Genomic DNA, 13,105 nt, shown 5'->3' on the forward strand with positions numbered 1-13,105 from the left:
CTGGCGGCGGTGCCTACGACATTACTTTTCGTACACTGCCTAGGAGTGAGTAAGGGAGAGCTTGCTGATGATGCAGATCGATCCATCACTGGCGGGAGTGGTGTCCGAGTAGTCGACCTGGTTGTAGATGCCCCCGTGGAAATTCAGGCGGGAAGAGCGCCAGGAGCTATCCAGCAACAACCTGCCGGATGATCTGGCCCGGCCGTTACATTCAGCAGTCACCGTCAAGGCGCCCGAGGCAAGGACGCGAATGGTGACCCTAAACTTCGCGCCAAGCGGGACGGACTCGAGCAGGGTGGTGTTAACCGGTTCTCCTTGATTGAACGTCTTGCGGAACCCCATGGTGATGTCGCCCTCGTTCCAGAAGACCTTCACCGGCGGGCTGTCGTCGTCCTCTACATGCAGCTGCGAGACGACAACCTTCTGTGCAGAGTTGACCTTGGTCAGCGTCATTTCTTGCAGGTTGATGTGCTCGGCAGCGCTCGCCAGCGACCAGTACACCGGCTCTTTCCATTCGCATCTTGTGCGGTGCGTGCTCTTGCTCGAGGCTCCCTTGGTGGGCGCCGTGAAGCGAACGGAACCATCGGGCAAGGCCGTGACGATTTTCGGGAACTGCGCGATCGCCTCTGCACCGCTCAGCTCAAGGGCGACAGGGTTGGTCGAGGATGTGGCCACGGGGGTCGTGATCGTTAATCTGCTGATGTTTACGGTCATGGTGTTTCTCCATGTTGGTTTCCCTGATACCCCTCGCGAGAAGGGTATCTAGGAAACCTGCCGCGACCCGCTACTGGCGTCAGTTGCGCGGCAATCTTCTGGTTGTTCCTCCAGCCGCGGGCCTTTCGGCTTGTTCTCCCGCTGGATAACTGAACTCGGCGCTTTACGCTGCACGCCCGGGGCAGTTGCCACCCCTCTGGACTGTTGAGGCCTGTCCATCGCTGCCTTTGAATCTGGGCCGGTGTCGATCCGGCAGGGCGTGTCGCTAAAGAGCGGTGAGGCTTGAGGGCTTCCCGAGGGGCTGTGCAGCGCCTCGGTGAAGTGAAATTTAGCCGCAAGCTAAAAGCCGTCAATAGCTCGGGGCTAAATTATTTTCGCTTGGCGACAAACAGCCGGCTGAGCCGTTTTGACAGCGGCTTCGCCTTTACGCTTCGTTTAGCACTGAGCTATGATTCTAACGCACCTGTACGGATATACAGTAATGGAGGTAGGAAATGGCAGCAGTACTCGAAGACACCTCAATGGCCGCGCGCCCCGAACTGATAGGCCTGGAGCGCCTTGGTTTGCGGGTGTCTGCGATGATCAACTCGCCGCTGGCGCAGTTGGGGAGGAGGGTGCTGATCCACCGACTGGACACAGATTGTGATCAGGACTGGGAGGCAATCATGGAACTGCTGGCCGAGACTGACGGCCTGGATATAACCTTCTGCGATGATGGATCGGTGATCCTGCAGTGGGAAAAGCCGGAAGTTGAAATGCGTCAGGCGCCGGAGCAGGACGAGGAGGGGGGAGGGCTGGGCGAGGAGCCACCTTTCTGACTGGCATGAAAAAGCCCGCGTAGAGCGGGCTTTTGATCTCCGATACCTGCAGCTTTGTGAGCTAATCCTTTTCGCGCCTCTTGACGTAGTGTCCTTCGAGCCAGAACTCAAATTTCACCTCTGTTTCTTTGGCTCGCGATTTGGACTTGGTTGGATTCGGCGCAGAAAGCGACTCTCGCGTCTCATAGGCGCGTTTATCGTTTCTGATCGGTCGCATCAGTGGTCTCCAAGAAATTTCTTGATTTTTGCGGATGTGAGCTTCCCGCATGCATCTGCAATCTTAGACCATCGGCCTTCACCTTTTCTCTTTTGTCCGACGGCCGTACCATCCTCACCGACCTCAAGCAGGAACTCGTGGGTACTGGTTACTTTGGTCCACCGCCGCCTTCCATCAACGACCTCGTATCTCCAATCTATAAGATTGTCGTCAATTTTCGAAAGGTCATTGGATACCTCCAAGACCGATTGATATCTCGTCGCTAGATCCACTTGAAGGCATTTTGCAATGATTTTTCCGAGTCGCGATGGAATATGTTCTAGTGTTATCCTCGCGGGGAAAGTTCCATCGCAAACTGCCACCCCAAGCTCCTCTAGAGAGGTGAAGGTGCTTAGCTGGTCATGGAAATTTTCATCGCCGACTACTAGCCGGTAAAGCGTTAGGCCGAGCTGGTATATGTCATACTGGGATGTGAACTCTTTAACCGTAAACCATTCGGGAGCCATGTGCTTGATATACATGCCTAGCGGAGTGGCAAGGTCATCTTCGCTAATTAGCCTCGCAAGTCCAAAATCAGACACTAAAGCTTCATTTCGATCCGACAACAATATGTTGTCAGGTTTTATATCGAAATGAATAAGTCCTTTGGAGTGGACGTTGTGGAGGCCAGCAGCAATCTGGATGCTGTATCTGATAATTTCTCTTATGCTGAGGTTGTTTTTTTCGGCATGGGATTTCAGTGAGCCATTTTTGTAGAATGGCAGAGCTAGATAAATATTGTCTTCGCAAGCACACGCATATTGAATCTGCACTACATGTGGGTGAGCTGCTCGATAAAGTGAGCGCGACTCATTAAAGAACTCATCTGCATTTGCAGAGTTCGTCTTAGGAATGACCTTGATCACAAGCTCGGCATCAAGGTTTTCGTCGTGAGCTAAGAATGCTTGGGAGTTTTTTCCTTCTTGGCCAATTTCCTTAATGAACCGAAAGCTGACCTCAGCTTTGTTGTAAAGGCTATACATTGCTGGCCCCCATGGCGCACAGCGCCGCCTCGCGCTCTTCCTTAGACAAGTCATCCCATCCTTCAAAACCTTCGAGGCTCTTGCTGCCATCCACTAAAAGCTTGAAGTCCGTTCTTGGGATTCCAGCTTTAGCCGAGATATTAGAGATCTGGCCTACGTAATAGGATTGTATATCGCTACTGGCGAATGCTTCCTGTATCACACCTTCAATTTGTACACGAGAAATCGTGATCGACTGCGCTGTGGCTTCAAGTGTCCGAATGCCAGCGTGTGTTACTTTGTATTCACGCAGAATATCTAGAATGTGAAGCCTTATGTGCTTGAGTTGCTCTGGCGCGGCGAGCGCTTTTGGAACAACAATGGAGGATATATTTTTTACATTATTTTCTTTGGGGTCAAAAATGCAAAATGTCACTTCTGATGGTGATGCCCTGACTCCTAAATTCATCCCTGATACTCCTATGTGTGAGTCGCATTAAAAATTTCTGTACTTCAATTACTTCAAGTTGTTGCGGCAGATTCAAACTAGGTTGGCGTTCCAAACAAGCAGCACCCGCGCCTGAATGTAGGTCTCCTCTCGCCTGATCATCCGGTCCTTGTGCTTGCTGTTGTCCGAGATCATTTCAAAGTGATCCTCGTCGGCGATCTGCAGGCGTTTGATGTAGATGTGATCGCCCCAAGAGAACAGGTAGATCCCATCGCCGACGAACTCGCGGATGCTTACGTCTACGATCAGAGGGTCCCGATGCTTGATCGTGGGCTCCATCGACTGGCCCCAGCCGGTGACCAGCTTCAGGTGGAAGTGCTCGTTGAACTCCACGCCGAGCTCGCGCAGGTGCCGCGGACTGACGCGCACGTCTTGGAGCATTTCCGGGTAGTCCTGTACAGCCTGGCCGCCGCCCATTGCCGCTCGGATGTCGTAGTGGGCGATCCACACTTCATCACCCACTAGGCCCGGGCGGGAGAAGTCGGCGGTGATGACGTTGGTGGCTGCCGGCTCCTCGGCCGCTGCCAGCAACCGCTGCCGCGTCTCTTCCGGGATTCCCTTACCGCTCTTCGCCAGCATCTGCTTGACCAGGTCGGCGGCCGATTTCCCGCCGGCATCTGAGCCCGGAAATGCTGCGGGTTGCTCATCATTCGAAGGGATTGAGTCGAACCATCCGCGGGGCAGGCCTTCGATGCCCTCGATCCGCCGGGCAACATCGTCGCCCAGGTTCTTCGCGGTCTTGTCCGAAAGGATTTGGCTCAGGTGCGCAGGCGCCATCCCCCAGCGCTCGGCGCAGGCCCCCTTTCTTTGCCGGCCAATCAGCTTGACCAGGTTGTGCTTGCGAATCTCGTAGATATCCATGACGCGAAGAATGCCAGTGTTTAGCTGACTGCTAAATGTGCGCAAGGCTAAATTCTCCTTGCTCAAAAATTAGCCGTAAGCTAAATTTCACTCTATGTGTAAGGAGAACCCTCATGAATGATCACCTCCGTGAATGGTTGGGCAGGGCCACGAACGAGCGTCGGCAGCAGGTCGCAGCCGACGCAAAGACCACTGTCGGCCACCTGTGGCAGCTCGCAGGTGGTCACCGGAAGGCCTCTACCGAGCTTGCTGAACGACTGCAGGACGCTTCGAACGGTGAAATCACCATCGCTGGCTTGCGACCTGACCTCATCCCATTTGCCCGAAAGGCGCTGAAAGGAGCTGCGTAGGTGCAGTCCACATTTTCCCCAAAGGGGCATCTGGCCACCACGGAAACAGCGAAGAGGTTTTACGAATGGACGAGTTTCTGAGAGCCACGCAAAGCGCGGTTCTAGACGGGGAGGCCAAAGTCTTGGCTTCGAAAATGGGCGTGCCACACGTAAGTCTCCTTCAGCGCGCCAACCCAGACAACGATGCTCATCGGCTCACGATCGAGCACCTGTTCGGGATTCTGCTTCATACCGGTGACATGCGGCCGCTGGCGGCTCTCGCCAGTGAGTTTGGCTTTGACCTGGTGCCGAAGGTCGCCCCGGAGCCCCAGGGGCTCACTGCATCGTTGATCAACGTCGGTAAAGAGGTCGCGGATTTGACGATCGCCGTGCACAACGCTCTTGAAGACAAACACGTCAGCGCTTTTGAAAAGGGCCAGATCAAGGTCGAGATCGAGCACGTCAGGCAGAGCCTGGATGTGATGGCGTCTTCGGTAAGGGCGGCGTAATTCCGCGAATGCGCGGGTACCGAATAAGTGCCCTTTGGGTTCGCACTATGAAGTACGACCCCAGGAACAAAAAAACCGCCTGGCGGGGCGGTTTCTTCAACTACAGCTTCGAGGAAGATTATGCATATCTCATCTCCCCATGTACAGGCCATGTCCAGGGCCGCGAGGGTGGCGTGATGCAATTCACCGTATCCATCAACCAGGTGAAGGCGTTGGAGTGGGGGCTTAATTCCCAGCAAGCCCTGCTCTTTGCCTTCGTCTATGCGGCGCCAAGCTGGGCGGTCCCAGTCAAGACTGAGGGCGGTATCTATTTTGCCCTGAGCAAGGCCAAGATCATTGAGGAACTGCCGCTGCTGACCGATAAAGCGGACACCGCCTATCGTATGTTGAAGGCGCTGGCAGAAGCCGGACTGATCGATCTGTCGAGCACTTCTAACATCACGTTGTTCCGCCTGACCAAGAAGGCCCAGGAGTGGAACAAGAAAGAAGATGGGTCGGAAAAATATCCGACCCCACCAAAGAGCCAAGGTCGGAAAAAAATCCGATCTACCTCGGAAAAAAATCCGAACAAGGTCGGAAAAATCTCCGAGCCAGGGTCGGAAAAAAATCCGACAAATCAAGATACCAGTAATCACGATACCAATCAGGATACCAGTCACAGTTCGCAGGGCGGTTCGGACAAGCCGAATCCACCTGCCGGGAATGTGGTGGCACTGATCGCTGTTAGCGGCGACGAGCCACGCTGCGAAATCCCCGCTGACATGCCGGGGCCGAAGGACACCTCCTGCAAGACCTACAAGGCCTGGGCTAACTACGCGATGGCCTACCGCAAACGCTACAACGCCTGGCCGGTTTGGAACGCCAAGGCCGGTGGCCAGTTGGGTCAGCTGATCGACCGCCTCGGTATTGACGTTGCTCATCATGTCGCGGCGTTCTTCCTGAAGATCAACGACGCCAAGCTCATCAACGGCTGCCACAACCTGGGCGACCTGCTGGCCAAGTGTGAGGCCTACCACACCCAGTGGGTGACCAACCGCCAGATGAACGCAACGACTGCCCGTCAGCAGGAGCACACCCAGGCGAACTTCAGCGCTGCCGAGCAAGCCCTGGAAGCGCTGCGAGCGAAGAGGGCTGCAACCCATGCTGACTGAAGACCAGCAAGACCAACTGCTGCTGTCCCTGTTCGCCACCGCCGAGGTAATGGGCCAGCAGCTCACCCAGGGCGCCGCGCTGCTGATGGTCGAAGACCTGCGCGAGCACAGCGAGGCCGCTTTGTCAGACGCGCTGCGCGCTTGTCGCCGTGAAGGTGGTCGCCTGACCGTAGCCGCGATCCTCAAGCACGCCCAGGCCGCTGATGGGCACCCAGGCAAGGACGAAGCCTGGGCAATCGCGCTGTCGGCCAGCGACGAAAGCGAAACGGTGGTGATGACCGCCGAGATACGCCAGGCCATGGCCGCCTCCAATCCGATCCTGGAGATCGGCGACAAGGTTGGCGCCCGCATGGCCTTCATGAGTGCCTATGAGCGGCTAGTCGTCGCAGCTCGGGCCGAAGCTCTGCCCGCCAAGTGGGAAGTCTCGCTGGGCTACGACCAAACCAGGCGCGCCACGGCCATTGAGTCGGCTGTGCGTTCCAAACTGATCACCCACGAGGCCGGGGCCAAGTACTTGGCCAGCCTGCGCTTCGAACCAATCACCGAAGACGGTCAGGCCGTAGCCGGCCTGCTTACCGGAGAAGTGCGCGCCAAGGCCAGCCCGAAGGTCCGCGAGAAGCTGGCGGAGGTGCGTTGCATTCTGACGGCCTCGAAGGCCAAGAAGGATCGTGAGCGGGAGAAGGACGCGCAGCGCCGCCGGGTCGACACATACCTCCGCAAGCGGCAGACCCGCGTCGCCATTGCGCAGCTGAAGGAGAAGCACTGATGGACACCAACAAGATGCGCGAGCAGACCGAGAAACAGTTCGATGCCTTCTTCGTCGAATACGAGAGAAAGCGCGAAGCCAATGGCTGGATGCCGCTCGAGACCTATGTCCTGGCGCACATGCGTGCTGCATGGATCGCCTCCCGTGAAGCCGTGGTTGTGGAACTGCCAGAGCCTGATCTGCCGGAAGCCAATCTCGATGAACCCGTAGATCGGGAGTCGGAAGAGTTCCGGTATTTGGAGGCTCGGCATGGCGCCCAGTGCCAGACCTATCGAAAGTGCCGGGCAGCGATCGAGGCCCAGGGCCTGAAGGTGGCGGGATGAGCAATAGGTCTGAAAAAGAAGGTGATCGGCCTCTCACCCGCACTGACACACCTCCGCAAGGTTTATGCGGGCTTGAGGCCGGTGCGCGAGATTTTATAAATCCGAAAAGTGTTGATCAAGGGGTCTGCATGGCTGAGTTAACTGTTCGCTTGGAAGGAGGCCGGCCATGACCACCGACAAGCAAAAGCTCCAGCCCCTGCTGTGGTCGGTAGTAGGCGCATTCGCCCAGGGTGACCACGACCTGCAGAGGCGCATGGATGCCCTGGACGAGTTCCTGGGCGAGGTAACGGTGGAGCAGGTGGCCCTGGACCTGCTTGAGGAAAACCGGCGATTGGCAGCTCGGCTGCGTGCCGCAGAGGCGCGGCAGCAGGAGGTGGCAGCATGACCGAGAAGGTCAGCGTCAACTGCCATGCCAAGTTGTCCGAGGCGGTGACCATGCTCACCAGCATGTTCCGCGAGAAAAAGTTCGTCGTGGTTAGTCTGCGTCCAGGCAAGGACCGCACCCTGGACCAGAACGCTCTGTGGTTCGCGTTCTACAAGCGCATCGCCGAGATGACCCAGATCGGCGACGTCTCCGACGCCCGCAAGTACTGCAAGCTGCACCACGGCGTGCAGATCCTGCTGAACGAGGATCAGGACTTCCAGCAGGCCTGGTACCGGGTCATGCGCCACCTGTCATACGAGGAGAAGCTGGACATGATGGGCGACTGCAAGCTGTTCGGCCCGGATGGCATGCCGGTGACAAGTCTGTTCAATCGTGCCCAAGGCATTACTTACACCGAGCGAGTGGTAGCGGACTTCTCGACCCGGGGCGTGGTGTTCAGCGACCTGCTGGGGGAGGAGGCCGCGTGAAGCCAGTTCTCAAGGAAGTGAAACTCAAGAAGTGCAAGGCCTGCGAGGAGCGATTCAGGCCCTCGATGACAACTCAGAAAGTGTGCAGCGTCGCTTGTGCGCTGGCCATGTCGAAGGATTCGAAGCTGCAGAAGGTGGCGGCCAAAGCCATCACCCAGCAAAGCCGTAAGGACACCCAGGCACGCCGGGAGAAGCTGAAGACCCGCCGCGAGCACATGGCCGAGGCGCAAACCGCGTTCAACGCCTACATCCGCGAGCGCGACGCCGGCCTGCCGTGCATCAGCTGCGACTCGTTGCCGAGCGACCACGACCTCATCACGGGCAGCCGCTGGGACGCTGGGCATTACCGGTCGGTGGGCGCCTGCCCGGAACTCCGGTTCGAGCCGCTCAACGTCCATCGGCAGTGCGTGAAGTGCAACCGGAGCCTGTCGGGCAACGCGGTCGAGTACCGCATCCGGCTGGTGAGGCGTATCGGCGCCGACCAGGTGGAATTCCTCGAAGGGCCTCATAAGCCCCAGCGCCTCACCATCGAAGACCTGCAGGCCATCAAGGCGCTATACAGGCAGAAACTCAAAGACCTACGGAGGGCAGCAGCATGAACTACCACAACGTCATTTCCGCGGTGGTGCGTGCACTCGCCGCCGAGACAATCAACAGCGCCGGGGGCTGCGACTTCGAGCCCAAGGTCCAGATCGCCAAGCAGAAGGGCGAGATCTCCGGCAAGGATGCCGCGCTGCTGGCCGACTGCATTGTCCACAAGCTGCTGCATGCCCAGCTCAGCCCGAGGCACTGGAGCGCCTTGGTGGCCAAGTACAGCACACACCGGGGACGGAAGATCGATTCCATCGGGCGCCTGGTGGCGGTGGTGGAGAGCCCGGCGCCCCGTCGGTTCACCCAGCAGGCAGTGCTGACCTGGGCCGTGCCGCAGCAGTGCAAGGGCATCCAGCGCAAGGTGACCCAGGCAAAGACACCGGACCCGCGCGAGAACGACAGGGAAGGGCAGTGGGACTGGCGCAACAAGGCCGCTGCCGAATCTGTCGCCCGTGCGAACCGGCATGCCCGAGCTGTAGCAGAGACGAAGCCGGGCGAGATGATCGTCCTGGCGGAATCGAACTACGACATGACCACCTGGGATTCGCAGGGCCTCACCGAGCGCACCTACCAGCGCTGGAGTAAGTCGATCCGCGACAACTTGGAGTCGATGGTGGACGAGGCGTTGGTCGAGGCGCAGCACATGCTGGAAGCGGTTGGCGTGCTGTCCGGCGAGGCAGCCTGAATTAGGTCCTCAAAAGGGCTTGCAATATCATGTCGCCATGTCGTAAATTTGCTACATCCTGTCATTCCTGCGCGTGTTGAGGGGTGGCATAAATAACCCGACTATTGCGTCGGGTTTTTTTTGAGTTGTCGCGTACATCAAGGACGTGTTAATGCGGGTTGTACCTTTCCTCCCTCTTTTCGCTTTAGTACTTGCCGGTTGTTCTGGGATACCCTCAGTACCATATGAGGAGCCCGCTCAATCAGAGGGTGTGGCGCGTCTTCGCGTGATCACTAACTCCGACTTCTATGGAGACAGCATCACTGATAATTGTGCGCCTGCTACTCGCCATAAGATGGCTGAGGCCGGACGTTTTACGCGGAGCGGAGACGTCAATATCAACTACCCTCAGTACCCGGTGGCGTCGACGAGCCTTGGTATGCATAAAAGAGTCGCTCCTGCTCTAATAGAATACATCCCCACGACTCGGATGGCCGAAGGCGTCTATAAAGAGGTCGTATCCGAATACCGCATTAGGACGGATGTTCCATTTCAAATCGCAACCCTTGGCGCGACCGTAGGTACCTATGGCAGCACCTACGGGGTTTGCAATGCCCAGGCACTTGTTTACCAGTTTGAGCCGGGGAAAGACTACGAAGCGGTGGTCGGTGTAGGCACAGCAGATGGGCAGGCTCTTGTTTGTATCACTGCGGTTCACGAGCTGAAGCCCATAGGTGGAAGCTCAGTCATTTTTCCTAAGAGACTAACCCCCTCTGAGCCTCCGAAGGTAGCCTGCAAAAACTAGGAAGCGCAACTCTGTAGCGTTTTCTTGGCATTTAAACTAAACGCGCACCTATTCAGGGCCTCGACATAGTTCGAGGCCTTGTCGTTTCTGGCCCCGCAGACCAGATCCACCAGGTCATTCGCGACGAGCTCAAACCTGGCGGCATGCTCCATCGCGGCTGATGCCTGCCGCGCCTGCCAAGAGCGGGGGTTGCAGTAAGCTAATGAAGCCATCAACCGCCTGGAGCATCCTGGCATTCACCAGTTACGCCCTGCGCCGAGACATCAGCGCCGATGTCTTTCTTCACTCCGTCTTCATTATCCAAGGTTTAAAAGGTCACGATGTAAATACTGGTTGCATATACAGTGCTGGAGTGAGACAATCTATTTACTCCATCGTCAGACCCAAACAGTGCGCGCAATGCGCTTGGTGGGTTTTTCTAGAGAAGGCCTTTGAGTCTCGAGTGATCGCAGTTAGGCGCTAATCCTGCCTAATGAAACTTTCAATCATTTTCTAAGGTGAATCTATGACAGTTCGCACGCTGGGTAAGCAATTCAAGTATCAAACCGTAAGTGGCCGGGCACAAGAGGTGCATACCGTTATTGCGCCAGAAGAAAATCTGCATGGTCTAGTTATTAGGTCTTTGCATAATCCTAGCTTGGATTACATTTACGTTTATAGTCCGGTCAAACCACTGGATCGCAAAGATGTTACTTGCGTGAGGTTTCCGCGAGATTGCGTTATTTACAACGACTACTTTGTACCGGCTGGAAATGGTGTCTATTTCCTAGCTCCGTATGAGTACACTAACAATATGAGTATTTCGTGGGACTTCCTCAGCGCAGATGGGGCGGTAGCATAAGTAGTCGTTCCGTTGCTTTGGCTCGTTTAGCGCGAGCATGAGCTCGAATGTTTACACCCATTCCTTAGATAGGCTCGCCATTTGGCGGGCCTTTTTCATTTTAGCTCCCTACAACGGGAGGAACCGAGATGCCAAGCATGCACGAGAAGGACCCTGGCCTATGGGCCGCCGTGCTCACATGGGTGCTGGCTCACCAGCCCCAGTTGTATGCCGCTGGCTTGTCGGTCGCGATCGCTGCCCTTCGGGTGGTGTATGGCGGCGGCAGTAGGCGGCAAATGTTCTTGGAGGGCGCGCTCTGCGGCCTCATTACCCTGGCTCTGGTGCCGCTACTCGAATGGATGGGCTTGCCACAGGGCATGGCAACTTTCGCCGGCGGTGCCGTCGGCTTCATGGGCGTGGAGAAGCTTCGCGGCTACTCCGACCTGTTCCTGTCTCGCAAGGCTCAGGGGTGACTCGATGATCATACGAGCCCTCAGTGCGAGAGCGAGCTGACGACGTCGCACGCCAGATCAACGAGGCGAAGGCATAGCGCCGCGCCACATTTTCGAGAAGCGCCGTTTCGTGGCGCGGAGAACCGCATGACCACCATCGCTTACAAGGACGGCGTGATCTCCTACGACTCAAGAACTGTTCGCGGCACCGTAGTCATGGAAGATGACTGCGAAAAGCTACAGGTGGTCAAAGGCGTCGGCTTTATCTGCACTGGTGCAACCTGTGACTTCGATGCGCTGATTGCTGCCTACTTCGGCGAACCTGCAACGGTACCGGTTGAGGCATCAGGCTATGCAATCACCGACGGTGAGCTATGGCTGGTTGGCCACGATGACAAAACCGGCATCTGGAAATCCAAGATCGACTCGAGTCGGGTCGATGCAATTGGAAGTGGATCGCCATTCGCTCTGGCGGCAATGGACATGGGCGCAAGTGCGTACCAGGCCGTCGAAATGGCCGCCAGGCGAGATACGAATACAGGCGGCAAGATCAGGACGGTTCGGGTAAGCCGCGAGGTAGGGTAGGTGTGCCGCAGTTGAGCGCGGCACGGCAAGACAGAGTTTTAATCCTGTCGGCGGACGTAGATATTTTTGTTTTGTGGAGTCTTGCGTTTCGTGTGCACCACCGTACCGACGAAGCCTTCGCGTACATTTTTGCTGAAGCTGCGGCCTACGGATTTTCGTGTTGCTGGTGTTACTCGCAACCACTCAGCAGGCTCGGCTAGGTCTCGGGTAGTGAACTCGACGTTGACTGGCTTTTTCTTCGCTCGTTCGACGATCGCAGCGAGCAAAGCATCCCCCATTGCAGCGTCCTCGGCATCAGCGGAGAGAGAGGTGGCTCCAAGCGAGAGCAGAGCCAAAGCGACTTCCTCAAATTTATGCCCGGAATGTTGAGCTCTGTTGCTAATGGTGGAAAAAAGCTCTTCTGGGATATCGATGATCACTTGGGTCATTTCGGCGGCCTCAGATATGAGTGGAATAAGAACAATTAGAATCATAAAAGAACATTGTTCTTTTTGTCAAAGAATTCGTTGGGTGTTCGATGAAAAGACCGATGCCTCCGGCTGGCCTGCTCGAATCCATGTGGCTCACGCTGCAACCGGCCACGGGCGTGTGGGATTGGGTACAGAGCGAGATCCTTGCCGACATCGGCAGCATCCATAACCCCGAGCATGCCCACCTAATCGACGCCAACGTCGGCGTGCTGTGGGCATCGAGTGGATTCGCCAAGCAGGGGCGGGTGGTTCTCGGTCAGGCCGAGCAGCTGATGTTCCGCGCTGGCGGATGGCAGAAGGCTCGCCAAGAGCAGCAAATGCGGGAGTGGTTCGGCGACGAGCCTGAGTTCCTCATCACGTTGGCGGCCGACTACTGCGCCCATTGCTCCGACGCTGAGTTCTGCGCATTGGTCGAACACGAACTCTTCCACATCGCCCACAAGCTCGATAAGTACGGCGCGCCTGCCTTCACCCAGGACGGAATGCCCAAGCTGGAGATGCGTGGACACGACGTCGAAGAGTTCGTCGGTGTGGTGAGGCGCTACGGTGCCAGTGAAGACGTTCAGCAGCTGATCGACGCTGCAAGCCGGCCGCCCGAGGTGGCCAAGATCAACATTTCGAGGGCCTGCGGAACCTGTCTGCTCAAGTCGGCCTGATTGTGAGACAGGC

General features: G+C 56.8%; 18 protein-coding genes. 13 read left to right on the forward strand and 5 right to left on the reverse strand.

The genetic code is table 11. From position 1 onward, the window contains the following. Window positions 1–39: 39 nt before the first annotated feature. Window positions 40–714 (reverse strand): polysaccharide lyase family 7 protein, encoded by a 675-nt coding sequence (locus P5705_RS04960; RefSeq protein ID WP_277459794.1) that lies wholly within the window; start codon window positions 712–714, stop codon window positions 40–42. A gap of 494 nt (window positions 715–1,208) precedes the next feature. Between P5705_RS04960 and P5705_RS04965 the strand changes: the two genes are divergently transcribed. Then, window positions 1,209–1,532 (forward strand): DUF1654 domain-containing protein, encoded by a 324-nt coding sequence (locus P5705_RS04965; RefSeq protein WP_277459795.1) that lies wholly within the window; start codon window positions 1,209–1,211, stop codon window positions 1,530–1,532. Window positions 1,533–1,748: 216 nt separating this feature from the next. Here the strand turns inward: P5705_RS04965 and P5705_RS04970 are convergent, their stop codons facing one another. The 3 genes from P5705_RS04970 to P5705_RS04980 all read right to left on the reverse strand — a co-directional run bounded on the left by P5705_RS04970 (window position 1,749) and on the right by P5705_RS04980 (window position 4,119). After that, entirely contained in the window at window positions 1,749–2,771 is a 1,023-nt protein-coding gene (locus tag P5705_RS04970; protein WP_277459796.1) for a serine/threonine-protein kinase, read from the reverse strand. After that, complete coding sequence (locus tag P5705_RS04975; protein ID WP_277459797.1) at window positions 2,764–3,219, reverse strand: hypothetical protein; 456 nt, start codon at window positions 3,217–3,219, stop codon at window positions 2,764–2,766. The genes P5705_RS04970 and P5705_RS04975 overlap by 8 nt, the downstream gene beginning before the upstream one ends. Before the next feature lie 72 nt (window positions 3,220–3,291). Beyond that, the gene (locus P5705_RS04980) at window positions 3,292–4,119 is read right to left on the reverse strand and encodes a S24 family peptidase (RefSeq protein WP_277459798.1); all 828 of its coding nucleotides are present in this window, start codon (window positions 4,117–4,119) and stop codon (window positions 3,292–3,294) included. Window positions 4,120–4,232: 113 nt separating this feature from the next. Here P5705_RS04980 and P5705_RS04985 point away from each other — a divergent pair, with 113 nt between their 5' ends. From P5705_RS04985 to P5705_RS05035, 11 genes are all read left to right on the forward strand, one after another. Then, window positions 4,233–4,469 (forward strand): hypothetical protein, encoded by a 237-nt coding sequence (locus tag P5705_RS04985; RefSeq protein WP_277459799.1) that lies wholly within the window; start codon window positions 4,233–4,235, stop codon window positions 4,467–4,469. A 65-nt stretch (window positions 4,470–4,534) separates the two neighbouring features. Further along, the gene (locus P5705_RS04990; RefSeq protein ID WP_240063446.1) at window positions 4,535–4,957 is read left to right on the forward strand and encodes a phage regulatory CII family protein; all 423 of its coding nucleotides are present in this window, start codon (window positions 4,535–4,537) and stop codon (window positions 4,955–4,957) included. A gap of 176 nt (window positions 4,958–5,133) precedes the next feature. Beyond that, entirely contained in the window at window positions 5,134–6,108 is a 975-nt protein-coding gene (locus P5705_RS04995) for a phage replication protein (RefSeq protein ID WP_277459913.1), read from the forward strand. Next, on the forward strand, window positions 6,098–6,874 hold the full coding sequence (locus P5705_RS05000) for a hypothetical protein (RefSeq protein WP_277459800.1): 777 nt from the start codon (window positions 6,098–6,100) through the stop codon (window positions 6,872–6,874). Before P5705_RS04995 ends, P5705_RS05000 begins: the two co-directional genes overlap by 11 nt. Further along, window positions 6,874–7,197, forward strand: a complete 324-nt coding sequence (locus P5705_RS05005) for a hypothetical protein (protein WP_277459801.1) — start codon at window positions 6,874–6,876, stop codon at window positions 7,195–7,197. Before P5705_RS05000 ends, P5705_RS05005 begins: the two co-directional genes overlap by 1 nt. 166 nt (window positions 7,198–7,363) lie before the next feature. Then, complete coding sequence (locus P5705_RS05010) at window positions 7,364–7,582, forward strand: hypothetical protein (protein ID WP_277459802.1); 219 nt, start codon at window positions 7,364–7,366, stop codon at window positions 7,580–7,582. Continuing rightward, window positions 7,579–8,049, forward strand: a complete 471-nt coding sequence (locus P5705_RS05015; RefSeq protein WP_277459803.1) for a hypothetical protein — start codon at window positions 7,579–7,581, stop codon at window positions 8,047–8,049. Before P5705_RS05010 ends, P5705_RS05015 begins: the two co-directional genes overlap by 4 nt. Beyond that, complete coding sequence (locus P5705_RS05020) at window positions 8,046–8,648, forward strand: recombination protein NinG (protein ID WP_277459805.1); 603 nt, start codon at window positions 8,046–8,048, stop codon at window positions 8,646–8,648. The genes P5705_RS05015 and P5705_RS05020 overlap by 4 nt, the downstream gene beginning before the upstream one ends. Next, window positions 8,645–9,325 (forward strand): hypothetical protein, encoded by a 681-nt coding sequence (locus P5705_RS05025; protein WP_277459806.1) that lies wholly within the window; start codon window positions 8,645–8,647, stop codon window positions 9,323–9,325. The genes P5705_RS05020 and P5705_RS05025 overlap by 4 nt, the downstream gene beginning before the upstream one ends. Before the next feature lie 1,753 nt (window positions 9,326–11,078). Then, complete coding sequence (locus tag P5705_RS05030; protein ID WP_277459807.1) at window positions 11,079–11,402, forward strand: phage holin, lambda family; 324 nt, start codon at window positions 11,079–11,081, stop codon at window positions 11,400–11,402. 126 nt (window positions 11,403–11,528) lie between these two features. Then, entirely contained in the window at window positions 11,529–11,966 is a 438-nt protein-coding gene (locus P5705_RS05035) for a proteasome subunit beta (RefSeq protein WP_277459808.1), read from the forward strand. A gap of 38 nt (window positions 11,967–12,004) precedes the next feature. Here the strand turns inward: P5705_RS05035 and P5705_RS05040 are convergent, their stop codons facing one another. Continuing rightward, complete coding sequence (locus tag P5705_RS05040) at window positions 12,005–12,394, reverse strand: DUF1413 domain-containing protein (RefSeq protein WP_277459810.1); 390 nt, start codon at window positions 12,392–12,394, stop codon at window positions 12,005–12,007. An 89-nt stretch (window positions 12,395–12,483) separates the two neighbouring features. Here P5705_RS05040 and P5705_RS05045 point away from each other — a divergent pair, with 89 nt between their 5' ends. Further along, window positions 12,484–13,092 carry a putative metallopeptidase gene (locus tag P5705_RS05045; protein WP_277459811.1) on the forward strand — a complete coding sequence of 203 codons (609 nt, stop codon included), beginning with the start codon at window positions 12,484–12,486 and terminating at the stop codon, window positions 13,090–13,092. Window positions 13,093–13,105 lie beyond the last annotated feature (13 nt).

Origin of the sequence: Pseudomonas entomophila (genome assembly GCF_029478665.1) — a bacterium.
Lineage (GTDB): Bacteria > Pseudomonadota > Gammaproteobacteria > Pseudomonadales > Pseudomonadaceae > Aquipseudomonas > Aquipseudomonas entomophila_F.

Bases quoted from the DNA above. Each gene is read 5' to 3' on its own strand.
- P5705_RS04960 (WP_277459794.1), bottom strand. From the start codon at position 714: ATGACCGTAAACATCAGCAGATTAACGATCACGACCCCCGTGGCCACA.
- P5705_RS04965 (WP_277459795.1), top strand. From the start codon at position 1,209: ATGGCAGCAGTACTCGAAGACACCTCAATGGCCGCGCGCCCCGAACTG.
- P5705_RS04970 (WP_277459796.1), bottom strand. From the start codon at position 2,771: ATGTATAGCCTTTACAACAAAGCTGAGGTCAGCTTTCGGTTCATTAAG.
- P5705_RS04975 (WP_277459797.1), bottom strand. From the start codon at position 3,219: ATGAATTTAGGAGTCAGGGCATCACCATCAGAAGTGACATTTTGCATT.
- P5705_RS04980 (WP_277459798.1), bottom strand. From the start codon at position 4,119: ATGGATATCTACGAGATTCGCAAGCACAACCTGGTCAAGCTGATTGGC.
- P5705_RS04985 (WP_277459799.1), top strand. From the start codon at position 4,233: ATGAATGATCACCTCCGTGAATGGTTGGGCAGGGCCACGAACGAGCGT.
- P5705_RS04990 (WP_240063446.1), top strand. From the start codon at position 4,535: ATGGACGAGTTTCTGAGAGCCACGCAAAGCGCGGTTCTAGACGGGGAG.
- P5705_RS04995 (WP_277459913.1), top strand. From the start codon at position 5,134: ATGCAATTCACCGTATCCATCAACCAGGTGAAGGCGTTGGAGTGGGGG.
- P5705_RS05000 (WP_277459800.1), top strand. From the start codon at position 6,098: ATGCTGACTGAAGACCAGCAAGACCAACTGCTGCTGTCCCTGTTCGCC.
- P5705_RS05005 (WP_277459801.1), top strand. From the start codon at position 6,874: ATGGACACCAACAAGATGCGCGAGCAGACCGAGAAACAGTTCGATGCC.
- P5705_RS05010 (WP_277459802.1), top strand. From the start codon at position 7,364: ATGACCACCGACAAGCAAAAGCTCCAGCCCCTGCTGTGGTCGGTAGTA.
- P5705_RS05015 (WP_277459803.1), top strand. From the start codon at position 7,579: ATGACCGAGAAGGTCAGCGTCAACTGCCATGCCAAGTTGTCCGAGGCG.
- P5705_RS05025 (WP_277459806.1), top strand. From the start codon at position 8,645: ATGAACTACCACAACGTCATTTCCGCGGTGGTGCGTGCACTCGCCGCC.
- P5705_RS05030 (WP_277459807.1), top strand. From the start codon at position 11,079: ATGCCAAGCATGCACGAGAAGGACCCTGGCCTATGGGCCGCCGTGCTC.
- P5705_RS05035 (WP_277459808.1), top strand. From the start codon at position 11,529: ATGACCACCATCGCTTACAAGGACGGCGTGATCTCCTACGACTCAAGA.
- P5705_RS05040 (WP_277459810.1), bottom strand. From the start codon at position 12,394: ATGACCCAAGTGATCATCGATATCCCAGAAGAGCTTTTTTCCACCATT.
- P5705_RS05045 (WP_277459811.1), top strand. From the start codon at position 12,484: ATGAAAAGACCGATGCCTCCGGCTGGCCTGCTCGAATCCATGTGGCTC.